At 71.4% G+C, this 22,408-nt stretch carries 20 protein-coding genes and 1 pseudogene; 12 read left to right on the forward strand and 9 right to left on the reverse strand.

Features of this window, described 5'->3' with window-relative positions; genetic code table 11:
* Position 1: 1 nt before the first annotated feature.
* Positions 2 to 487, forward strand: coding sequence for a carboxymuconolactone decarboxylase family protein (locus QC385_RS17965; RefSeq protein ID WP_279542334.1), 486 nt, complete (start codon positions 2 to 4; stop codon positions 485 to 487).
* 42 nt (positions 488 to 529) lie between these two features.
* Here the strand turns inward: QC385_RS17965 and QC385_RS17970 are convergent, their stop codons facing one another.
* The 3 genes from QC385_RS17970 to QC385_RS17980 all read right to left on the reverse strand — a co-directional run bounded on the left by QC385_RS17970 (position 530) and on the right by QC385_RS17980 (position 3,858).
* Complete coding sequence (locus QC385_RS17970) at positions 530 to 2,020, reverse strand: glutamate synthase subunit beta (protein ID WP_279542335.1); 1,491 nt, start codon at positions 2,018 to 2,020, stop codon at positions 530 to 532.
* Positions 2,021 to 2,177: 157 nt separating this feature from the next.
* Positions 2,178 to 2,657: an anthrone oxygenase family protein gene (locus tag QC385_RS17975; protein WP_279542336.1), complete on the reverse strand. Its 480-nt coding sequence runs from the start codon at positions 2,655 to 2,657 to the stop codon at positions 2,178 to 2,180.
* A gap of 466 nt (positions 2,658 to 3,123) precedes the next feature.
* A complete protein-coding gene (locus QC385_RS17980) occupies positions 3,124 to 3,858 on the reverse strand; it encodes a DUF2293 domain-containing protein (RefSeq protein ID WP_279542337.1) in 735 nt (244 codons plus the stop codon).
* 144 nt (positions 3,859 to 4,002) lie between these two features.
* Here QC385_RS17980 and QC385_RS17985 point away from each other — a divergent pair, with 144 nt between their 5' ends.
* A complete protein-coding gene (locus QC385_RS17985) occupies positions 4,003 to 4,644 on the forward strand; it encodes a uridine kinase (protein WP_279542362.1) in 642 nt (213 codons plus the stop codon).
* Between the two features lie 232 nt (positions 4,645 to 4,876).
* Positions 4,877 to 5,305, forward strand: a complete 429-nt coding sequence (locus QC385_RS17990; RefSeq protein WP_059422143.1) for a CBS domain-containing protein — start codon at positions 4,877 to 4,879, stop codon at positions 5,303 to 5,305.
* Positions 5,306 to 5,347: 42 nt separating this feature from the next.
* Here QC385_RS17990 and QC385_RS17995 read toward each other — a convergent pair whose 3' ends face one another.
* A complete protein-coding gene (locus QC385_RS17995; protein ID WP_279542338.1) occupies positions 5,348 to 6,475 on the reverse strand; it encodes a magnesium and cobalt transport protein CorA in 1,128 nt (375 codons plus the stop codon).
* Positions 6,476 to 6,819: 344 nt separating this feature from the next.
* On the opposite strand from QC385_RS17995, the gene QC385_RS18000 reads away from it, so the two are divergent.
* Positions 6,820 to 7,617, forward strand: a complete 798-nt coding sequence (locus QC385_RS18000; RefSeq protein ID WP_279542339.1) for a methyltransferase domain-containing protein — start codon at positions 6,820 to 6,822, stop codon at positions 7,615 to 7,617.
* A 25-nt stretch (positions 7,618 to 7,642) separates the two neighbouring features.
* Here QC385_RS18000 and QC385_RS18005 read toward each other — a convergent pair whose 3' ends face one another.
* The gene (locus tag QC385_RS18005) at positions 7,643 to 8,533 is read right to left on the reverse strand and encodes a carbohydrate kinase family protein (protein ID WP_279542363.1); all 891 of its coding nucleotides are present in this window, start codon (positions 8,531 to 8,533) and stop codon (positions 7,643 to 7,645) included.
* Between the two features lie 479 nt (positions 8,534 to 9,012).
* Positions 9,013 to 9,918, reverse strand: a complete 906-nt coding sequence (locus QC385_RS18010) for a pseudouridine-5'-phosphate glycosidase (RefSeq protein WP_279542364.1) — start codon at positions 9,916 to 9,918, stop codon at positions 9,013 to 9,015.
* Positions 9,919 to 10,020: 102 nt separating this feature from the next.
* On the opposite strand from QC385_RS18010, the gene QC385_RS18015 reads away from it, so the two are divergent.
* The gene (locus QC385_RS18015; RefSeq protein ID WP_279542340.1) at positions 10,021 to 10,449 is read left to right on the forward strand and encodes a VOC family protein; all 429 of its coding nucleotides are present in this window, start codon (positions 10,021 to 10,023) and stop codon (positions 10,447 to 10,449) included.
* Positions 10,450 to 10,460: 11 nt separating this feature from the next.
* On the opposite strand, the gene QC385_RS18020 is transcribed toward QC385_RS18015, so the two are convergent.
* Positions 10,461 to 11,015, reverse strand: a complete 555-nt coding sequence (locus tag QC385_RS18020) for a methylated-DNA--[protein]-cysteine S-methyltransferase (protein ID WP_279542341.1) — start codon at positions 11,013 to 11,015, stop codon at positions 10,461 to 10,463.
* Between the two features lie 69 nt (positions 11,016 to 11,084).
* Complete coding sequence (locus QC385_RS18025) at positions 11,085 to 11,957, reverse strand: glycerophosphodiester phosphodiesterase (RefSeq protein ID WP_279542342.1); 873 nt, start codon at positions 11,955 to 11,957, stop codon at positions 11,085 to 11,087.
* A gap of 288 nt (positions 11,958 to 12,245) precedes the next feature.
* On the opposite strand from QC385_RS18025, the gene QC385_RS18030 reads away from it, so the two are divergent.
* The 7 genes and pseudogenes from QC385_RS18030 to QC385_RS18060 form a co-directional block, all read left to right on the forward strand.
* On the forward strand, positions 12,246 to 13,112 hold the full coding sequence (locus QC385_RS18030; protein WP_279542343.1) for an MHYT domain-containing protein: 867 nt from the start codon (positions 12,246 to 12,248) through the stop codon (positions 13,110 to 13,112).
* A gap of 40 nt (positions 13,113 to 13,152) precedes the next feature.
* Complete coding sequence (uvrB, locus tag QC385_RS18035; RefSeq protein ID WP_279542344.1) at positions 13,153 to 15,297, forward strand: excinuclease ABC subunit UvrB; 2,145 nt, start codon at positions 13,153 to 13,155, stop codon at positions 15,295 to 15,297.
* Positions 15,298 to 15,435: 138 nt separating this feature from the next.
* Positions 15,436 to 16,014: a TerD family protein gene (locus QC385_RS18040; RefSeq protein ID WP_184982565.1), complete on the forward strand. Its 579-nt coding sequence runs from the start codon at positions 15,436 to 15,438 to the stop codon at positions 16,012 to 16,014.
* 75 nt (positions 16,015 to 16,089) lie between these two features.
* Complete coding sequence (locus tag QC385_RS18045; RefSeq protein WP_279542345.1) at positions 16,090 to 18,108, forward strand: TerD family protein; 2,019 nt, start codon at positions 16,090 to 16,092, stop codon at positions 18,106 to 18,108.
* A 226-nt stretch (positions 18,109 to 18,334) separates the two neighbouring features.
* Positions 18,335 to 19,336 carry a TerC/Alx family metal homeostasis membrane protein gene (locus tag QC385_RS18050; protein ID WP_279542346.1) on the forward strand — a complete coding sequence of 334 codons (1,002 nt, stop codon included), beginning with the start codon at positions 18,335 to 18,337 and terminating at the stop codon, positions 19,334 to 19,336.
* A gap of 128 nt (positions 19,337 to 19,464) precedes the next feature.
* A complete protein-coding gene (locus QC385_RS18055) occupies positions 19,465 to 19,767 on the forward strand; it encodes a hypothetical protein (RefSeq protein ID WP_279542347.1) in 303 nt (100 codons plus the stop codon).
* Between the two features lie 123 nt (positions 19,768 to 19,890).
* A pseudogene (locus QC385_RS18060) lies at positions 19,891 to 20,992 on the forward strand (calcium:proton antiporter); the annotation flags it as partial.
* A gap of 57 nt (positions 20,993 to 21,049) precedes the next feature.
* Here the strand turns inward: QC385_RS18060 and QC385_RS18065 are convergent.
* Entirely contained in the window at positions 21,050 to 22,324 is a 1,275-nt protein-coding gene (locus tag QC385_RS18065) for an MFS transporter (RefSeq protein WP_279542348.1), read from the reverse strand.
* Between the last annotated feature and the right edge of the window lie 84 nt (positions 22,325 to 22,408).

Below are 22,408 nucleotides of genomic sequence, written 5' to 3' on the forward strand. Positions count from 1 at the left end.
CATGACGACGCACACGAGCACGAACAGCACGCAGGTGAAGGCGCCCCGGCTGGAGTTCGCCAAGTCCGCCCCGAAGGCCTTCCGGGCCCTCGTCGCCTTCGACGCCGCCGCCCGCGAGGGCCTCGACCCGGCACTCGTCGAACTGATCCAGATCCGCGCCTCGCACCTCAACCACTGCGCCTACTGCCTGCACATGCACACCAACGACGCCCGCAAGGCCGGCGAGAGCGAGGACCGGCTGCACATGGCCGCCGTGTGGCGTGAGGCGCGGCACTTCTTCACCGAGCGGGAACAGGCGGCGCTCGCCCTCACGGAGGCGATGACCCTCGTCGCCGACGCCGGTGTCCCGGACGCGGTTTACGCAGAGGCCGCCGCGTTGTTCGACGAGCGCGAACTGGCCCAGATCCTCGCCCTGATCTGCACGATCAACACCTGGAACCGGGTGGCGCTGTCGACGGGGAAGGTGGCGGGGACGGACGAGCGGTGACGCCCCGGGACCGGTCGTACGCCTAGACCGCCATGGATCGGTCTAGACCGCCATGGGCCGGTCGTACGGTCCGATCGGTGACGGCAGCCTCGAACTGCCCGTCAGATACCGGTCGACCGCCGCCGCCACCGCCCGTCCCTCGGCGATCGCCCAGACGATGAGCGACTGGCCCCGGGCGGCGTCCCCCGCGGCGAACACGCCGGGCACGTTCGTCGCGAAACCGGCGTCACGCGCGATCGTGCCGCGGGGCTCCAGTTCCAGCCCCAGCTGCTCCATGAGCCCGTCCTTCCGGTCGGGCCCGGAGAAGCCGAGGGCGAGCAGCACGAGGTCGGCGGGGAGCGTCCGCCCGGTGCCTTCCACCGGGCGGCGCCGCGCGTCCACCTCGACCAGGTGCAGTGACCGCACACGGCCCGCCGCGTCACCGTCGAAGCGCAGCGTGGACGCCGCGAACAACCGCGCGTCCGCGTCGGCCACCGGAGCCGTCCGCAGGTCACGGGCCTCTTCGTGCGCGGCGGACAGCCGGTAGACCCGCACCGGATACGTCGGCCAGGGCTCGGTGTCCTCGTCGCGCTCAGTGTCCGGCAGCGCGTAGATGTCCAACTGGGTCACGGACGCGGCACCGTCCCGGACGGCCGTGCCCAGGCAGTCGGCCCCGGTGTCGCCGCCGCCGACGATGACGACGTGCTTCCCGGCGGCCGACAACGGGGACGTCTCCAGATCGCCCTCGCACACCCGGTTGGCCAGCGGCAGGTACTCCATCGCCTGGTGAATGCCCGTCAGCTTCCGCCCCGGTACTCCGAGTTCACGCCACGCGGTCGCCCCCGTGGCGAGCACCACGGCGTCGTAGCGAGTCCGCAGGTCATCGGCCCTGATGTCCAGCCCGACCACCGTCGACGTACGGAACTTCGTCCCCTCGGCCCGCATCTGCTCCAGCCGCCGCTCCAGATGGTGCTTCTCCATCTTGAACGCGGGGATGCCGTACCGCATCAGCCCGCCGAGCCGGTCGTCCCGCTCGTACACGGCGACCGTGTGCCCGGCTCGGGTCAGCTGCTGGGCCGCGGCCAGACCGGTGGGCCCCGAACCGATCACCGCGACCGTCTTGCCGGACAGCCGGTCCGGGGGCCTCGACGGCGCGAAGCCCTCCTCCCACGCCCGGTCGGCGATCGCGCACTCGACGTTCTTGATGGTGACGGCCGGCTGGTTGATCGCCAGCACACACCCCGCCTCGCACGGCGCCGGGCACAACCGGCCGGTGAACTCCGGGAAGTTGTTGGTGGCGTGCAGCCGGTCGGCGGCCGCCCGCCAGTCCTCCCTCGACACCAGGTCGTTCCACTCGGGGATGAGGTTGCCCAGCGGGCAGGCCTCGTGGCAGAAGGGGATACCGCAGTCCATGCAGCGGTCGGCCTGCTTGCTGATGATCGGCAGCAGCGCCCCGGGGACATAGACCTCGTCCCAGTCCCGGACCCGCTCCTCGACGGGCCGGCGCGGCCACTCCTGGCGAGGGGTGGTCATGAAACCCTTGGGGTCGGCCATGGCCGTCTTCCTTGCGTGCGCGTGTGACAGGCCGTGCGTCGTCGGCGGCACTCCTTCCGGCCACGATACGTCCGCGGCGGCCCACCCGCAGAGGGGCGGGCACGCCCGCGAAAGGGCGGTCACGCCCGCGGTAGGGCGGGACAGCGTGCCCTCGCGCTCAGGTGAGTGCCAGCACGTACGCCACAGCCGCACCGGCCGAGGCGGCCGTACGGACGTGGTTCCACATCGTCCACTCGCGCACGTACGCCGGCCAGTACGCGGCCGCCTCCGGCGAGCCCGGCTCCAGCCCGGCCAGCGCGTCGTTGCGCGGCACATTGGCGACCATGGTGAGCCCGAACGAGCCGAACAGGTACAGCGCGCTGCCCACCAGCAGCTCCACCGTCCCCTCGTCCGGCCACAGCACGAACGTCACCACGGCGATCACCGCGCACAGCACGGCCGACCCGAGGAACACGGCCATGAAGGGCGGTGTCACGGCGGCCACGTTGATCGCGTTCATCGCGGCGACCCCCTGCGCGGGCGGCAGCGTGGCGAGACCCCGCATGACGAAGGTCGAGAAGCCGCAGAACACTCCGGCCACCAGGCCGGTCCCGAGCACACCCAGCACCGTCAGCACGAAGTACGGTCCATCGATCATGTCAGCCTCTCCCACCCGTTGAGCCGGGATCCTGCCCCGGCACCCTTCCTCACCACAAGCGAAATCCCGCACGAGCAGTGACCATGGCCGAGCGTCGCGGGGCCGTACGCGTACGGCCCCGGTCCACCGAGGGCCCCGGCCACGACTCGGCGGCCACCCGGCACGCGAGCGCCACCGTATGGCCGACCGGCCGCGCTGCCGCGGCGACCTGCCGAGGGGGGCGAATGCCGTATGTCGTGGTGGCCTGCCGAGGGGGCGAACCTCCGGCCGTATGTCGTGGTGGCCTGCCGAGGGGCGAACCTCCGGCCACATGCGTGGTGGCCTGCCGAGGGGGCGAACCTCCGGCCGCATGCCGTGGCGACCTGCCGAGAGAGGAACCTCAGGCCGCACGTCGTGGCGACTGCCGTGCGGGCGAACAGCGGACGAATCTCCGGCCCCGCGGTGCCGCAGCCGGCCCCGGACCGGGTCACCCGGCGGAACCGAGCCCCGCCTCGGTCCACCCCCTCAGCACCGTCTCCACCGCCGCGGCGATCCGCCGCCGCGCCTCGTGCCGCGGCACCCCGCTCATCAGCAGCCGGTCGTAGGGCGTGTCCAGATGCCGAACGGACGCCACGACCGCCGAAGTCACCGCCCCATCCGTCAGCGCCCTCCCGGCCGCGCTGCGCCCCACCCGCCCGCTGCCCCGCTCCGAGGCGTGCGCGGCGATGGCCCGGGCACGGTCGGCCGGGCATCCGGGGAACAGCCGCCGTATCTCCGCCGCGAACGCCTGAGCGAACAGGACGTCCTGAGCCTCCCGCCGCCGCGCGTCCCGCACACGGCGCCGCCGTCGCGCCTCGGCGTCCGCCAGGCACCGCTGCTCGGCCCTCCCGAGCGCCGCCTCCTCGACCAGAACGCCCTGCCGCTCGTAACGGCTCTTGCGCCGGTTGAACCGCACGACCACCGCCGACAGCGCGCTCTCCTCCCGCGATCTGCGGGTCAGCGCGGTGTCGCCGCTCGGCAGGAACACCAGATGCCCCAGGTCGGCGCAGTCGAGGCAGCGCGAGACGCCGTCCTCGAGGACGAGCAGCGGCAGCGGCCCTCGCCGGCACTCGGCACAGTGCCGCCGCTTGAGGGGCTGGAAGACGAGAAGCCCGGTGTGGGACGGGAGCGTCGCGCGCGGGACCGTACGGGGTTCCGGGACCACAGGGGGTTCATGGACCATAGGGAGTTCATTCCCGCCGTGGCGGCGCGCACCGCATCCGCCGGGGGAGACCCCGGCGAACCCGGCGCCTGTCGTTCTGCCGTGTCCTCCCCGGTGTCCGCGGCGCTCGCCGGCCCGACACGTCCTGCCGCGGCCTGGCGCATCATGGGCCGTGTGCGACTCGAAGCGATCACCTGGGACCGGCTCGGCGACCTGCTCGCCGAGCGCCTGCTCGAGCTGAAGCCCGCCGACGGCGGTCCCTGGCCGCGCATCGCCTTCGACGGCGCCCCGGCCGCCCGCCCGGGAGACCTCGCCCGGCGGGTCTCCGAGGCGCTGCGCATACGCGGCCGTTCCTCGCTCGTCGTGGGCACGGAGGGCTTCCTGCGCCCCGCCTCCGTGCGACTGGAGTACGGCCACCGGGACGTGGAGTCCTACTACAGCGGCTGGTACGACACCAGCGCCCTGTGGCGCGAGGTGTTCGGCCCCCTCGAAGCCGGTGGTGACGGCCGCGTCCTGCCGGACCTGTGGGACCCGGCCGCCGACCGGGCGACCCGCAGCCCTTATGTCCAACTCCCGCCTGGCGCTGTCCTGTTGCTGCATGGTCCCTTCCTCCTTCGGCACTGGTTCCCCTTTGATCTGACTGTTCATGTCCTGCTCTCCCCGGGCGCCCTGCGCCGCCGCACGCCCGAGGCGGAGCACTGGACCCTGCCGGCCTTCGAGCGCTACGAGCAGGAGACCGACCCGGCGGGCACGGCCGACGTCCTGGTACGGGCCGATGATCCGCGCCATCCGGCGTGGGGCGGCTGAGCCGCTGCCGGGTCGCATGCCGGTGCTGGTCCGACTGCGGCGGGCCCGGTGCTGGTCCGACTGTCGCGGCCCGGTGCTGGTCAGGCTGTCGCGGGCCGACGCTGGTCACGCTGCCGCGGGCCCGGGGTGCTGTCCCGTGTGCGGGCGCAGGGTGGCGCGGCGAGAATGAAGGGCGCCGGGACTCGCGGTGCCTCCCGCGCCGCGCCGGCCGTCCGGCACAGGGAGGTACTTCATGACCACCGCCGGAGACATCATGCATCGCGGGGCCCAGTGGATCCCCGCCCACGAAACCCTCGACCGCGCGGCCCAGCTCATGCGCGAACTGAACGTCGGCGCCCTGCCCATCAGCGACGAGAACGAGCGGCTCTGCGGCATCCTCACCGACCGCGACATCGTCGTCGGATGCGTCGCCCTGGGCCACGACCCCGCCGAGGTCACCGCGGGCGAGATGGCCAAGGGAACCCCTCGCTGGATCGACGCGGACGCCGATGTCGGCGAGGTGCTCCACGAGATGCAGGAGCACCAGATCCGCCGCCTGCCCGTCATCCGGGACAAGCGCCTGGTCGGCATGATCAGCGAAGCCGACCTGGCCCGGCATCTGGCGGGCGACCAGATCGCCTCCTGGGCCGAGAGCGTCTACGCCAGGACCACCCCGCGCTGACCGCGCATCAACCCACGCCGACCATGCTGGGCACGGCCCTCGTCAGAGCCAGCCGCTGCGCCGGAACCCGCGGTACAGCGTCAGGCACGCGACGGATATGACGCCGATGACCATGCCGTAGCCGTACCGCCAGTGCAGCTCCGGCATGTGGTCGAAGTTCATGCCGTACACCCCGCAGACCATCGTCGGCACGGCGATGATCGCGGCCCACGCCGTGATCTTCCGCATGTCCTCGTTCTGCGCGACGGTGACCTGCGCGAGGTGCGCCTGGAGGATGGAGTTGAGCAGTTCGTCGAAGGCGGCGATCTGCTCCTTGGCCCTCAGCAGGTGGTCCGACACATCGCGGAAGTAGGCCTGTATCTCCGGGTCGACCGCCCGGATGGGACGCGTGGCGAGATCCTCCAGCGGCCGGCTGAGCGGCGCCACCGCCCGCTTCAGCTCCAGGAGTTCACGCTTGAGCTGGTAGATGCGCCCCGGGTCCACCCGCGCGCCGGTCTCCGCGAACACCTCCGTCTCGACCTGGTCGATGTCCGCGTGCACCGAGTCCGTGACGGTCAGGTAGTCGTCCACCACATGGTCCGCGATCGCGTGCAGCACCGCGGACGGGCCTTTCGCCAGTTGGTGGGGATCGGACTCCAGCTCCTCGCGCAGCGGGCCCAGCGAGCCGTGCCGGCCGTGCCGCACCGTGATCACGAAGTCCTTGCCGACGAAGACCATGATCTCGCCGGTGTTCACCACCTCGCTGGTGGCCGTGAGTTCCTCGTGCTCGACGTAGCAGACCGTCTTGAACACCGCGAAGAGCGTCTCGTCGTAGCGCTCCAGTTTGGGGCGCTGGTGGGCCTCGACGGCGTCCTCCACGGCCAGGGGGTGCAGGTCGAAGAGCTCGGCGATGCCCGCGAACTCCCGGTCGGTCGGCTCGTGCAGACCGAGCCAGACGAAGCCCTCGCCCTTCTTGCGTACCGACTCCACGGCGTCCACCAGGTCGCCGCGCGCAGCGGTGCGGACACCGTCCCGGTACGTCACGCAGTTCACCACCGAGGAGCCCAGCGGGGAGCGGGCCGGGTGGCTCAGGTCGACGCGCGGGCGCCGCCGAGCCAGCCGAGCCACCTTGCGGAGGCCGCCGACCCCGCCGAGGCTCGTGACCTTCCGCAGATTCCCTGCCATGGACATCTGCATCTCCTTGCGTGGACCTCCGCGCGCCGTCCCGCGCCTTGGTTCGTCAGTCTGCCAGGCCGACGTGAGCTGCGAGTAAGCCTGTGGAAACGGCTCGTTCCGCTTTGTTCCCGGCTGTGGACGAGGTTGTTCCCGGCCCAGAGGGACTCCCGCCGGGGCAGTCGTCCTGAGACATCGACGTGTGAGGGCGCTGCACGGTTCTCCGCACGGGGCCGCGCGGTTCTCCGCAGGGGCCGTGCGGTCTCTGTGAGGGCCATGCGATTCTCCGCAGGGGAGCGTCGACTCTTCGCGCCGGAGCGTCGGCCGTCGCGAGCAAGTCGGACAAATGGGATAATCTCGGCATGACGCGATCCGATGGGTACCTCCTCGACAACACCCGGCAGACCGAGGCGGCAGAGCACTTCAGCGCCTTCGCCGCTATCTTCGACCCCACGACGTTCCGGCATCTCGAAGCGCTCGGCATCGGATCAGGCTGGCGGTGCTGGGAGGTCGGAGCCGGCGGCACCTCCGTGGCGTCCTGGCTGGCGAAGAAGGTCGGCCCGACCGGACGTGTCGTCGCGACCGCCACCGACACCTCACGGCTCGCCCCCGCGGCCCGGCAGCCCGTCGAGGTGCGCGTGCACGACCTCGGCGCCCAGGAGCCGCCGGGGGAGGGCTTCGACCTGGTGCACGCCCGTCTCGCCCTCTTCCACGTGACCGACCGGGCACAGGCGTTGCGGTCCATGGTCCAGGCGCTGCGCCCCGGCGGACGCATCCTGGTCGAGGACGCCGACCCCACCCTTCAGCCGCTGCTCTGCCCCGACGAGTACGGCCCCGAGCAGCAGCTCGCGAACCGGCTGCGGCACGGCTTCCGCAAGCTCCTCGCCGACCGCGGGACCGACCTCCCCTGCGGCCGCATCCTCCCGCGGCTGCTCAGGGAGGCCGGCCTGACCCGTGTGCACGCCGACGCCTACTTCCCCATCGGCTCCCCGGCCTGCGCCGCCCTGGAGTCCGTCACGATCCGTCAGATCCGCGACCAGCTGGTCACCGCGGGCCTCGCCACGGACCAGGACATCGACCGGCATCTCACGAACGTCGCGTCCGGTGTCCTGGACCTGACGACGGCTCCGATGATCTCGGCGTGGGGGCGCAAGCCGTAGCCAGGGGCGCGCGGGGCACCGGGCATCAGCCGGGCGGGGGCGGTCTGCCGCCCACCCGCTCCACCGCCCTCGCACCCGCCCGGCAGCCCTCCGCCGCCGCGTCCTCCGGCCCGGCACCCGCGAGCAGGGCGGCGAGGAACGCGCCGGTGAAGGCGTCACCGGCGCCCGTGGTGTCCCGTGGCGTCGCCGGTACGGCGGGGACGCGGGCGCACACCTTGCCCGAGCGGGCCACGAGCGCCCCCTCGTGCCCCTGCTTGGCTACCACCAGCGGGACACGCAGGCTCAGCTCGGCCGCCGCGTCGGCCGCGTCGGTCAGCCCCGTCAGCAGACACGCCTCGTCCCGGCTGGGCAGCAGCGCGTCCACGCCCTCGACGAGCGCGAGGAACCGCCGGGCGCCCAGCTCACCCAGGAAACCGGCCGACGCGGGGTCCAGACTCACCGGCACGCCACGCGCGCGTGCGGCTTCGAGAGCCACCGTCACCAGGGCGCGACTCGCTTCGGAGAACAAGAGGTAGCCCGACAGGTGCAGCCGGGTCACGCCGTCGAGCAGGTTGTCGGACCAGTCGGCGGGTTCGAGCCGCAACGACGCGCCACTGTCGGTGAGGAACGTCCGCTCCGCCGAAGCGCCCCCGTCCACCAGGCAGATCACCGTGCCGGTCGGCGCCTGCGGGTCGACGACGAGTCGCGGACGCACGCCGTGGGCCACCAGCTCACGCTCGTGCCAGGCAGCGGCCTCCGCCCCCACCCGCCCGAGCAGCCGCACCTCCGCCGCGCCCCCGTGTGCGGCCCAGCACGCCACGTTGGCGCCCGCCCCGCCCGGCACCGTCCGGATCGAGGCAGCCGTGTCCGTACCGGCCGCGAGCGGCCCCTCGTGCCGCGCGACGACGTCCGTGATGACGTCCCCGACGACCAGCAGCGCGCCGCCGTCCGCCGAGCGCGCGGCGACCTCGGCTGGGGCGGTTCTGCTCTCTGCCGGGCGCGGGGCGGCCTCGGCTGGGGCGGTTCTGCTCTCCGTCGAGCCCGGCGCGACCTCTGTTGGTGCGGCTCCGCGCTCCGCCGAGGCCGCTGCGATCTCCGCCGGGCGGGTTTCACACGCCGCCGAGCTCGACGTGACCTCCGCCGGGCCGGTTGCACCCCCCGCAGAGCGCGTCCCGCTTGCCGCCGAGACCACCGCGGCCTCGGATGGGCCATCTGCGCCGTTCACCGAGCGCGCCCCGCCCTCCGCCGAGCCGGCTGCCGTGTCCGACGGTCGGGCTCCGTTCCCCGCCGGGCCGGCTGCCATGTCCGATACTGGGGCCCCGCTCTCCGTCGAGCCCCCCGCCCCCTCCAACGGCCCGGCTCCGCTCTCCACCGAGCAGGCTCTGCCCGCCGCACCGCGGTCGCCCCCGGTGCCGGTCATCCCCGTGCCCAGGCCGCCGCGATCCGTGCCGCCAGGCGTACGTTGCCGCGGACCGCCGCCAGATTGGCGCTCAGGGAGGCGCCGTCGGTGTGCCGAACGAGATAGTCGAGCAGGAACGGCGTGACCGCCTGGCCAGTGACCCCCTCCTCCTCGCACGCGTGCAGCGCGTCCGCGAGCACGCGCGCGTGCAGCTCCGGATCGAGCTGCTCATCCTCGGGCACCGGGTTGGCGACGATCAGTGCCGACTCCGGCCCGGCGAGGGCGTCCTGGGCCCGCATGACGCCCGCCACCTGCTCCGGCGTCCGCAGCGTCCAGTCCACCGGATGCCCCGAGTCGGACAGATAGAAGCCGGGGAACCGGTCGGTGCCGTACCCGGCCACAGAGACACCCAGCGTCTCCAGCCGCTGCAAGGTCGCCGGGACGTCCAGGATCGACTTCACCCCGGCACACACGACGGTGATCCGCGTCCGCGCCAGCAGGCCCAGGTCAGCCGACTCGTCCTGCGTCACCGTCCACTCCCGGTGCACCCCGCCGAGCCCACCCGTCGCGAACACGCGTACGCCCGCCAGCGCCGCCAGCAGCGCCGTCGCCGACACCGTGGTCGCCCCGCTGGCCCCGGAGGCCACCGCGAGCGGCAGGTCACGGTGGCCCAGCTTGCGGATGTCGTCCTCGTTCGCGACCCGCTCCAGCTGCTCCTTGTCCAGCCCGACATGGGGATGCCCGTCCAGCACGGCGATCGTCGCGGGTACCCCGCCCTCCTGCCGCACGGCCGTCTCCAGCTCCAGCGCCACCTGGAGGTTGCGCGGCCGCGGCAGCCCGTGGGCGATGATCGTGGACTCCAGGGCCACCACGGGCCGACGCGCGTCGATCGCCTCCCGAACTTCTTCTGACACCACCAGCACCACGCGCCTGCCTCCTGTCGGTCGGTCTTCCCTCATCTCTGGCGGGCGGCGCGCCGGGCCAAACCCTTGCGGGCTGTCGGCGACGTCACCAGCCTGGGATGCATGACGGACAACACACCACGACTCGACCACGTCGTCCTCTGGGTGCGCGACCCGGTCGCCGCCGCCGACTTCTACGAGAAGGCCGTCGGCCTGGAGACGATCAGGCTCACCGAGTTCGCCGCCGGTGAGGTGCCGTTCCCCTCCGTACGCGTCAACGACGGAACCATCCTCGACCTCATGCCGCTGACCTTCGCGGAACGCATGACCATGCTGCCCGGCGCCGCCGACAGCGCGGGACACCCCGTCAACCACGTCTGCCTGTCACTGCCCCGGGACGACTTCGACACCCTTCTCAGCCGCCTGGAGGAACGCTCCGTACCGGTGTCGGACCTCTCGTACGACTCCTTCGGGGCCCGGGGCAAGGCCACGCGCAGCTTCTACTTCCGCGACCCGGACGGCAACGTCTTCGAGGCGCGGCACTACGACTGACCGGGCCAACCTCAGAACAGCGGCTCGGGCAGCACCCCTTCGAGGGCGAGCAGCTTCCGTTTGGTCTCCAGCCCGCCCCCGAAGCCGCCGATGCCACCGCCGCTCTCGACGACCCGGTGACAGGGCACCACCACCGGCAGCGGGTTTGCGCCCATCGCCATGCCCACGGCCTGGGCGGCACCCGGCTGGCCGACCCGCCCGGCCAGATCGCCGTACCCGACGACCGTGCCGTACGGCACACCGGATGCCAGCTCGCGCAGGACCTCCCGGTTGAAGCCGGAGATCAGCGACCAGTCCAGCGGCAGGTCGAAGTCCCGGCGCTCACCCGTGAAGTACGCCTCGAGCTGACGTATCGCCTCCGTGAGCAGCGGGGAGCCGGGCGCGTGGACGGGCTCGGTGCCGAGCCGTGACGCAAGCCGCTCGACCGCCCGGTCCCGCACCGCGTCCGTGGCGTGGAACACCACGCTGACCAGGCCCTCGCGGGTCGCCGCCAGCAACAGCGGGCCGATGTCGCTGTCGACGACGCCCCACACGACCCGCTGCTCACCCTGCCCATGGCTGTCCATGCGCCCACCGTACGACCCACCACTGACAACGCAGCCCCGGCCGGACGGACCGCCCGCCGGCGGCCGGCCTCACCTGTCCACGGCCTCCCGCACCACATCCGGCTTGTTCGTGATGATCCCGTCGACCCCGTACCCGGCGACCCGCTGAGCCGTCGCCGCGTCGTCGACCGTCCAGGTGAAGACCTCCAGCGGCCTGCCGTGTGGTCCGGTGAACGCCTGGACGGAGGCCACGTACGCCGTGGAGATCGAGCCGTACGACGGGTTGATCTGGTCGGCGAAACCGGCGTAGCCCGGCAGGTCCGACACGGGCGGCGTGCCCAGGAAGCCGGTCTTCACGGCGGGCTTCAGCTCGTGCACCGTCCGCACGCTGTCCGCGCTGAAGCCCTGCACGATCAGCCGGCCCGCCAGATGAGACCGGTCCAGCCAGCCCTCGTTGCTGAGGACCTTGAGCGTCTGCCGCTCGATGCCCGGATACAGCTCCGGGTTCTTGATCTCCAGGAGAAGCTTCTGGTGATGACGCTCGACACGGTTCACGAACTGTTCCAGCGTCGGCACGCGCGCGCCCGCGTACGCGGGGCCGAACCAGCTGCCCGCGTCGAGGCGGGCGATCTCGGCGGCGGTGAAGTCCTTCACCTTCCAGGGAGCCCGGTCGGGGAAGACCTCCTCGACGTCGGTGGTGCGCCGCAGGTTGTCGTCGTGGAGGACGACGAGCTCGCCGTCCCTGGTCCGCTGCACGTCGTTCTCCACCCAGCGGATGCCCAGCTCGGCCGCCTTGTCCACGGCGGCCAGGGTGTTCTCGGGCGCGTACGCGGAAGCCCCCCGGTGCGCGATGACCAGCGGCCAACCGCCGCCGCCGGCGGCCCGCGCCGGGGAGGCCGGGAACAGGAGGGCGACGGTCCCCAGAAGCGCGGTGGTCGAGGCGGCAACAGCGCGCGCGTGCATACGTACTCCTCGCGTCGAGCGATCACGGCGTCACAGACAGCTCAACTGTGACAGCAGAGGGTCAACACGAGAGGGGTACAGGATGACCACAGGTTGAATGGAGAGGACCCAACTCCGCTCACTGGTACCGCACAACTGCGGTAAGGACGTGTTTCTTTGCCGGAAAGTCGTTCGACCATTCCGGTGGGGGTCATACTCTCTGCGTCCACCCTGACCGCTGCCTGCGGTCCTGTGAGGGGGCGCACATCAGGAATTCCGGGACGCAAAGGGCGGGAAGGACAGCCGCGCATGCAGGGCACGGTCGACGGATTCAGCTACGGCCTGGTCACACCCCTGGTGGCCTACCTCATGGCCTGCCTCGGCGGCGCCCTGGGCCTGCGCTGCACCACCAGGTCCATGCTCGTAGCCCAGTCCTGGCGCCCCGGCTGGCTCGCCCTCGGCTCGGCCGCCATCGGCTCCGGCATATGGACCATGCACTTCATCGCGATGATGGGGTTCACGATCCGCGGGACCCCGATCCACTACGACATGCCGATGACCTTCGCGAGTCTGGCCGTCGCGATCGTGATGGTGGGCATCGGGATCTTCATCGTCGGCTACAAGGGAGCCCGCGGAACGGCCCTGTTGACCGGCGGCACCATCACCGGCCTGGGCATCGCGTCGATGCACTACCTCGGCATGGCCAGCATGAGCCTGGACGGGAAGCTGGAGTACAACACGCTCACCGTCGGCATCTCCGTAGCGATCGCCATGGCCGCCGCCACCGCCGCCCTGTGGGCGGCCGGCCAGGTCAGGGGCCTTCTGTGGAGCGTGGGCGCCAGCCTCGTCATGGGACTCGCCGTCAGCGGCATGCACTACACGGGGATGGCCGCCCTCAGCGTCCACCTGCACGGCACGGCCGAACCCACCGCGGGGGAGTCGCCGGCGGCCCTGCTCGCGCCCATGCTGATCGGCCCGCTCGCCTTTCTCCTGCTCGCGGGCGTCGTGGTGATGTTCGACCCGCTGATCGTCATGGGGAAGCCCTCGGTCGTCGCGGTCGAGCAGAGGCCCGGCATCCCGGCCCACATCCACACCGCCCACAATCCGCAGCGCCTACGGCTCCGCCCCCGCCGCACCGTGGAGCAGCACGGCCCCCGAACCCCGCAGAAGCGCTGATCGGAGCCCGTTGTCAGTGCGGGGTCGTACGGTGGATCCCATGCGGCCCGTTTCCCACATCGAACGCACGGTGGCGCCCTTCGAGGTCGTCAGCCCCTACCAGCCGAGCGGCGACCAGCCGACGGCCATCGCCGAACTCGCCCAGCGCATCCAGGCAGGCGAGAAGGACGTCGTCCTGCTGGGCGCGACCGGCACCGGCAAGTCCGCCACCACCGCGTGGATGATCGAGAAGCTCCAGCGCCCCACGCTCGTGATGGCGCCGAACAAGACGCTGGCCGCCCAGCTGGCGAACGAGTTCCGGGAGCTGCTCCCGAACAACGCGGTCGAGTACTTCGTCTCGTACTACGACTACTACCAGCCCGAGGCCTACGTCCCCCAGTCGGACACCTACATCGAGAAGGACTCCTCGATCAACGAGGAGGTCGAGCGCCTGCGCCACTCCGCGACCAACTCGCTGCTCACCCGCCGCGACGTCGTCGTGGTCGCCTCGGTCTCCTGCATCTACGGCCTCGGCACGCCACAGGAGTACGTGGACCGCATGGTCCCCCTCCGCGTCGGCGAGGAGCACGACCGCGACGAGCTGCTGCGCCGCTTCGTGGACATCCAGTACACGCGCAACGACATGGCCTTCACCCGCGGCACCTTCCGCGTCCGGGGCGACACCATCGAGATCTTCCCTGTCTACGAGGAGCTGGCCGTCCGCATCGAGATGTTCGGCGACGAGATCGAGGCGCTGTCCACGCTGCACCCGGTCACCGGCGAGATCATCAGCGACGACCAGCAGCTGTACGTCTTCCCGGCCTCCCACTACGTCGCAGGGCCCGAGCGCCTGGAGCGGGCCATCAACGACATCGAGAAGGAGCTGGGCGAGCGCCTCGCCGAGCTGGAGAAGCAGGGCAAGCTCCTGGAGGCCCAGCGCCTCAGGATGCGCACGACCTACGACATCGAGATGCTCCGCCAGATCGGCTCCTGCTCCGGCGTGGAGAACTACTCGATGCACTTCGACGGCCGCCTGCCCGGCTCCCCGCCCAACACCCTGCTGGACTACTTCCCGGACGACTTCCTCCTCGTCATCGACGAGTCGCACGTCACGGTCCCGCAGATCGGCGCCATGTACGAGGGCGACGCCTCCCGCAAGCGCACCCTCGTCGACCACGGCTTCCGGCTGCCCTCCGCCCTGGACAACCGCCCGCTGAAGTGGGAGGAGTTCCAGGAGCGCATCGGCCAGACGGTCTACCTGTCGGCGACCCCGGGCGCCTACGAGCTCTCCCGCTCGGACGGGGTCGTCGAGCAGATCATCCGGCCCACCGGCCTCGTCGACCCGGAAGTCGTCGTCAAGCCCACCGAGGGCCAGATCGACGACCTGGTGCACGAGATCCGGCAGCGCACCGAGAAGGACGAGCGCGTCCTGGTCACCACGCTGACCAAGAAGATGGCCGAGGACCTCACGGACTACTTCCTGGAGCTGGGCATCCAGGTGCGCTACCTGCACAGCGACGTCGACACCCTGCGCCGTGTCGAACTCCTGCGTGAGCTGCGCGCCGGCGAGTACGACGTGCTGGTCGGCATCAACCTCCTGCGGGAGGGCCTCGACCTGCCCGAGGTGTCCCTGGTGGCGATCCTGGACGCCGACAAGGAGGGCTTCCTGCGCTCCGGCACCTCCCTGATCCAGACCATCGGCCGCGCCGCGCGCAACGTCTCCGGTCAGGTCCACATGTACGCGGACAAGGTCACCCCGGCGATGGCGAAGGCCATCGACGAGACCAACCGGCGCCGGGAGAAGCAGGTCGCGTACAACAAGGAGCGGGGCCTCGACCCCCAGCCCCTCCGCAAGAAGATCAACGACATCGTCGCCCAGATCGCCCGTGAGGACATCGACACCGAGCAGCTGCTCGGCTCGGGCTTCCGCAAGGCGAAGAAGGACGGCGGGGCCACCAAGGCGCCCGTGCCCTCCCTGGGCAGGGCGGCCGAGAGCGCCAAGCCGGGCAAGGGCAGGGGCAAGGCCAAGGAGACGGTGCCGACCGACCGCCCCGCGGCCGAACTCAGCGAGCAGATCGAGGAACTCACCGCACGCATGCGGGCCGCCGCCGCGGACCTCCAGTTCGAGATCGCCGCCCGGCTGCGCGACGAGGTCTCCGAGATGAAGAAGGAACTGCGCCAGATGAAGGAGGCGGGCCTGGCCTGACGGCGGACCGCGTACGCGCAGTGTTGCAAGACCGACACAAAGTGCGGACCGGGGTACGTCACTGTCAGTGCCCCTGCGTAGTGTTCTGATCAACCGCGACTGCGCGGCAACAGGGGACGTCCGAGAGGGGATCAGCGCGTGACCGTCAACATGACCAAGGGTCAGGCCATCAGTCTGCAGAAGAAGGACGGCGGCAGCCTGACCGCGGTGCGCATGGGTCTCGGCTGGCAGGCGGCTCCCCGGCGCGGCCTGTTCGGCTCGCGTACGCGAGAGGTCGACCTCGACGCCTCGGCCGTTCTGTTCGCCGACAAGCAGCCGGTCGACGTCGTCTTCTTCCGCCACCTGGTGAGCGACGACGGCTCGGTGCGCCACACCGGTGACAACCTCGTCGGCGGTGTCGGCCAGGGCGGCGACGACGAGGCGATCCTCGTCGACCTGTCGCGCGTCCCGGTCCACATCGACCAGATCGTCTTCACCGTGAACTCCTTCACGGGCCAGACGTTCCAGGAGGTGCAGAACGCGTTCTGCCGCCTGGTCGACGAGACCAACGGCCAGGAGCTCGCCCGCTACACGCTGGCCGGCGGCGGTCAGTACACGGCCCAGATCATGGCCAAGGTGCACCGCTCGGGCCCGGGCTGGACGATGACGGCCCTCGGCAACCCGGCCAACGGCCGCACCTTCCAGGACCTGATGCCGGCGATCCTGCCCGTCCTCTGAGGTCCGGGGGCAACCGGCCGGGGCGGGCCGGCGAGCGGCACACGACACCACACAACGACACAGGGGGAGAAGGCGATGACGGCCGAGCTGGTGCGGGGGCAGAACCACCCGCTCTCCCAGGCCCGTCTCGAGATCCGGGTCTCGGCCGGCACGCCGATCGTGGCCGCGGCCGCGCTCAGTGACGAGAACGGCCGGATCCACGGCGTGGAGTGGGTCGCCCACCCGGGCGCACCCACCCAGCCGGGCCTCGAGGTCTCCCGGCAGGCCGCCGCCGACCACCGCCTCGCGGTGGATCTGGACGCCGTGCCGGAGGCCGTCCACCGTGTCGGCGTGCTGCTCGCCCTGCCCGTCGCCGGGGCGGGCCCCACCCGCTTCGGTGCCGTGGCCGCCCCGTTCGTCGCCGTGACCGGCCTCGACGGCGCCGAGATCGCCAGCTACACCATCACCGGCCTGGAAGCCGAGTCGGCCGTCGTCGCCCTGGAGCTCTACCGCCGGCAAGGCGCCTGGAAGGTGCGCGCTGTCGGCCAGGGCTACGCCGGCGGCCTCGCCGAACTCCTCACCGACCAGGGGCTGCCCCAGGCCCACCAGCTCGCCGGCGGCATCGACGACGCGGTGGCCCAGGGACTGGCCCGCTCGGTGCAGGCGCCCCCGCCGCGCACGGCGGACGGCGATCGCTCCCGGCAGGCGGCGGCCCCGGCCCTCGGCCCGGACCAGGTCGGCGGCACTCCTCAGCCGGGCCAGGCACCACCGACGTCGCCGTACGGCGGTCCGACGCCCGGTGGTCCGGGGCAGCCCGCGCCGCAGACGCCGTCGTATCCCGGCCCCGCGCCGGACCCCGACGCCGTCACCCAGTCGTCCACGCCCACCGCGGGCGGCCCGATCGACTACAGCCACCCGCGCCGCCAGAACGCCGCTCCGCCCCCGCCGCCGCCCACCGCGCCCCCGGCCGCACCCGGGCAGCCCGCCCAGCCCGTCGCTGGCGACGCGACCGGCTGGTCCATGGACGAGCGGCTCTACAACCAGGTGTGGGGCATGTTCGAGGACCTGGCCCGCAGCACCGCCGCCTACCGCAGCGCCGTCGACTTCGCCGAGTCCCGCATGGACAAGGAGCTCGAACAGGTCCTCTCCGACCCGCGCAGCCGGATCGGCGGACAGGGCGACGCCGCCCGCGAGGCGGCCCGCGCCCGGTACGCCCAGCTCGTCGCCCAGGCCGCCGAGGCCCTCGACCGGGACCTCGCCCAGCTCACGGCCGAGGCCGAGGTCGTCGAACCGGCCCACCCACCGGCGTACGCCCGCTGGGACAGCCCCGCCTGGCACGCCTACCGGGTGCCGATGGAGATCCCCATGGCCCTGCGCCTGGGCGACCTCCACCTCCCCGAGGCCGACGGGATCCGCATCCCGATGCTGGTCCGGCTGCCACTGGAGCGCGGCCTGTGGATCGACAGCGGCCGGACCGGATCGTCCGACGGTTCGTTCGCGGACTCGCACGCCCTGGGGCGTCTCGCCATGGAGACGGCGGTCGCGCACGCGGCGCGGCTGCTCGCCGTCTACCCGGCGGGAGATTTCACCGTCCACGTCATCGACCCGGCCGGCTCGGGCGCGCAGCCGCTCGCACCCCTCGTGCGGACCGGTGTGCTCGCGGCCCCGCCCGCGCTCGGCGCCGCAGGGGTGGCGGACGTGCTGGCCCGGCTCACGCAGCGGGTCGATCTGGTGCAGATGGCGGTGCGGGGAGGCGCCGCCGACTCCCTGCCGCCCGGCTTCGACACCTCACAGCAACTGCTGATCGTCAACGACTTCCCGCACGGCTTCGACGACCGGGCCGTGAACCAGCTGCGCTATCTCGCCGACGAGGGTCCTCCCTTCGGCGTCCACCTGATGATGGTGGCGGACCGCGAGGAATCCTCCGGGTACGGGCCTTTGCTCGACCCGCTGTGGCGTTCGCTGCTGCGACTGACGCCGGTACCCGACGACCATCTCGCCGACCCGTGGGTCGGTCATGCCTGGACGTACGAACCCTCACTCGTGCCGCCGGGCAGTCAGGTCCTCCAGCAGGTGCTCACCCAGGTCGCGGCCGTCCGTACCAAGTATATGTAAAGCCTCCTGACCAGGGGTTTTGGTCTTTCTTTTGCCAAGCGCTTTACCTGCTCTTGGTGATTGCGGTACTGTTATCGGCACGGAGGGGAGTACTCCCTGTCTGCTGCGGCGTACCCGTCAATACGGATCAGGCCAGATCCCGGGGCGTCGGCCCATCCTTGGGTGGAAGAGACCTCCGGCAGCGACGACGCTGACATTTGCCGTTACGACTGCCGGAGGCGCAGTAGTGGATGTTTCCGTGACCCTATGGGTCCTGACGATCGTGGGGCTCGCCGCCCTGATCGCGGTCGACTTCTTCATCGGCCGCAAACCGCACGACGTATCGATCAAGGAAGCCGGGATCTGGACGGTCGTCTGGATCGTTCTGGCCGCGCTCTTCGGGCTCGGCCTGTTCATGTTCGGCGGCGGCCAGCCCGCCGGCGAGTTCTTCGCGGGCTTCATCACCGAGAAGTCGCTGAGCGTCGACAACCTCTTCGTCTTCGTCCTGATCATGGCGAAGTTCGCGGTGCCCTCGCAGTACCAGCAGCGCGTTCTCCTGATCGGTGTCCTCATAGCCCTGGTCCTGCGGGCCATCTTCATCGCCGCCGGCGCGGCGATCCTCGCCAGCTTCGCGTGGGTGTTCTACATCTTCGGCGCCTTCCTCATCTGGACGGCCTGGAAGCTCATCCAGGAGGCCCGGGCGGACGAGGAGGACGAGGACTGGGAGGAGAACAAGCTGCTCAAGGCCGCCGAGCGCCGCTTCGGTGTGGCCGACCGCTACCACGGCACCAAGCTGTGGATCCAGGAGAACGGCAAGCGGGTCATGACCCCGATGCTGGTCGTGATGCTCGCGATCGGTTCCACGGACGTGCTGTTCGCGCTCGACTCCATCCCCGCGATCTTCGGCCTGACGCAGGACCCCTACATCGTCTTCACGGCCAACGCGTTCGCCCTGATGGGTCTGCGCCAGCTGTACTTCCTCATCGGCGGCCTGCTGAGGAAGCTGGTCCACCTCAGCTACGGCCTGTCGATCATCCTCGGCTTCATCGGCGTGAAGCTGGTGCTGCACGCGCTGCACGAGTCCGGGGTGCACGTCCCCGAGATCAGCATTCCGGTCTCGCTCGGCGTGATCTGCGCCGTCCTGATCGTCACCACGATCACCAGCCTGCGAGCTTCGAAGAAGCAGGCGGCGGCCGAGGCGGCGCAGGCGCAGAGCGGCGGCGCTCCGAAGGACAGCATCGACGTCTGACCACGTCGGGCGCAGGAGCAACCACTACCCGGACCGGCGGTCGGCGAATTGCCGACCGCCGGTCCTGGTGCTTGCTTGTTCTTGAGCGCGTTCCCCGGCCCGGGGACGCCGTGCCGGCTGGAGGTGCCATGAAGTTCGTACAGATCATCGACTTCGAGACCGAGCGCATGGACGAGATGGAACGGATCTTCGGGGAGGCGGAGAGGCGCTTCACCGGCCGACCGGGCGGCCCCACGCAGCGCATGCTGCTGAAGGACCGTGACAATCCGCGCCGCTATCTGGCGCTGATCGAGTTCGACTCCTTCGAGGAGGCCATGCGCAACAGCAACGACCCCGAGACCGGCAGGATGGCGGAGCAACTGGGCGAGCTCTGCATCGGCGAGCGGAAGTACACCAACTGCGACCTCGTGGAACAGCGCGAACTCGCATAACTCCGCGGCACGTCTGCGCGCATAGCTCCCCAGGTACGTGTACTCGCGTAGCTTCATGGCGCGAGTGAAGGGGCTCCGCACGACCGGAGTGCGGGGCCACATCACGTCTGCGACGATCACTGCATGATCGCTCGGCGCGGGCCGCTCACGGCACAGTGGACGACCCTGGTGCCCCTGCTCGCGGCCGTGCTGCTGGTGTTCACCTGGGGGCGGGATCTGCCGGCCGCGGTCGTCGCGCTGGCGACCTGGTCCTCGCGGGAGCCGTCCTGGCCGCCGTGCACCACGCCGAGGTGGTGGCCCACCGGGTCGGCGAACCGTTCGGCTCCCTCGTCCTCGCCATCGGTGTCACGATTATCGAGGTCGCCCTCATCGTCACCCTGATGGCCGACGGCGGGGACAAGAGCTCGACACTGGCCCGGGACACCGTCTTCGCAGCCGTGGTGATCACCTGCGACGGCATCGTCGGCCTTTGCCTTCTCGTCGCCTCCCTGCGGCACGGCACGGCCGTCTTCAATCCCGAGGGCACCGGCGCCGCACTCGCGACCGTCGCCACCCTGGCCACGCTCAGCCTGGTCCTGCCGACGTTCACCACGAGCAAGCCGGGCCCGGAGTTCGCCACCGTCCAGCTGACCTTCGCCGCGCTCTCCTCACTGGTCCTGTACGGACTGTTCGTCGCGACGCAGACCGTGCGGCACCGGGACTACTTCCTGCCGATCACCCGGCACGGCGAGGTGGTCACGGCGGAGGAACACGCGGCCGCGCCGACCGCCCGTACGGCCCTGATCAGCCTGGGGCTGCTCGGCCTGGCGCTGGTCGGCGTGGTGGGGCTGGCCAAAGGGGTGTCGCCCACCATCGAGTCGGGGGTGGAGGCCGCCGGGCTGCACCACGCCGTCGTCGGTGTGATCATCGCGCTGCTGGTGCTGCTCCCGGAGACCATCGCCGCGCTGCGCTCCGCGCGCCGCGACCGGGTGCAGACCAGCCTGAACCTCGCCCTCGGCTCGGCCATGGCCAGCATCGGCCTGACCATCCCAGCGGTCGCGCTCGCGTCCGTCTGGCTGTCCGGCCCGCTGGTGCTCGGCCTGGGTGGCACACACATGGTGCTGCTCGCCCTCACCGTGGTGGTGGCTTCGCTGACGGTGGTGCCGGGCCGGGCCGGGCCACGCCACTCCAGGGCGGAGTCCATCTGGTGCTGTTCGCGGCGTATCTGGAGCTGGCGATCAACCCGCAGTCACTCGCCGTGAACGTGCGCTCGCGCAAGCGTTTACACGCACCACCGCCAAGGTCAGCCCGACGCAGGCTCCGCAGCCGCCGCCACCGGCGCCGGACGGGTCTCCGGCAGCAGCGCGAAGCACCCCAGGCTGAACAGCGCGATCGCCGTCAGATACGTGGCCACGCCCCAGGGCACCCGCCCGCCCTGCTCGGCCAGCGCCGTCGCCACGATCGGCGTGAGCGCGCCCCCGAGGACGCCGCCGAGGTTGTACCCGACCGCGGCCCCCGTACAGCGCACCCGAGGCTCGTACAACTCCGGCAGATACGCGGCGATCACGGCGAACATCGTGATGAACGCGAGCATCGCCCCGAGGAAGCCGAGGAACATCGGCAGCGGCGCGCCCGTCGCGAGGAGCGCGACCATCGGGAACATCCACAGCGCGGCGGCCGCGCATCCGGCCAGGCACAGTGGACGCCGGCCGTACCGGTCCCCGAGCAGCGCCACGAGCGGCGTGAGCGCGCCCTTCACGACCACCGCGGCCATGATGCAGGTCAGCATCACACTGCGGTTCACCCCGAGCCGTTCCGTGCCGTAGGCGAGTGACCAGGTCGTCACGGCGTAGAAGATCGCGTAGCCGATCGCGAGCGCCCCGCCGGTCAGCAGGAGCAGGCGCCAGTGGTCGCGCAGGACCTCGACGAGCGGCACGCGCGCGTGGTCGTCGATCTGGAGGAAACTCGGGCTCTCGGTGAGCGACGAACGCAGCCACAGCCCCACCACGGCCAGCACCCCCGCCGCCCAGAACGGCACCCGCCACCCCCACGAGGCGAACTGCGCCTCGGACAGCGTCGCCGACAGTCCCAGCACCACACCGTTGGCGAGCAGGAACCCCAGCGCGGGCCCGACCTGCGGAAAGCTCGACCACAGCCCGCGCCGCCCGGCGGGCGCGTGCTCCACCGTCAGCAGCACCGCCCCGCCCCACTCCCCGCCGAGCCCCAGCCCCTGGAGGAAACGCAGCACCAGGAGCAGCAGGGGAGCGGCCACGCCGATCGTCTCGTACGTCGGCACACAGCCGACCGCGACCGTGGAGGCACCGGTCAGCAGCAGGGAGGCGACGAGGACCGGCCGCCGCCCGCGCCGGTCTCCGATGTGCCCGAACAGCACCGACCCCAGCGGCCGCGCGATGAAGCCCACGCCGAAGGTGGCGAAGGCGGCCAGCGTCCCCGCCACCGGCGAGAAGGTCGGGAAGAACAGCGGCCCCAGGATCAGGGCCGCCGCGGTGCCGTAGACGAAGAAGTCGTAGAACTCGATGGCCGTTCCGGCGAGCGAGGCGGCCGCGAGGCGCGGCATGGACGGAGCCTTAACGGTGCGTACGTCGTGCATGCCGCGTCAACTACCCACAGTGACGGCGGGTTACGGGGGCGCGCGGAGGCC

Source organism: Streptomyces sp. DH10, assembly GCF_029813805.1.
GTDB classification, from domain to species: domain Bacteria; phylum Actinomycetota; class Actinomycetes; order Streptomycetales; family Streptomycetaceae; genus Streptomyces; species Streptomyces coeruleofuscus.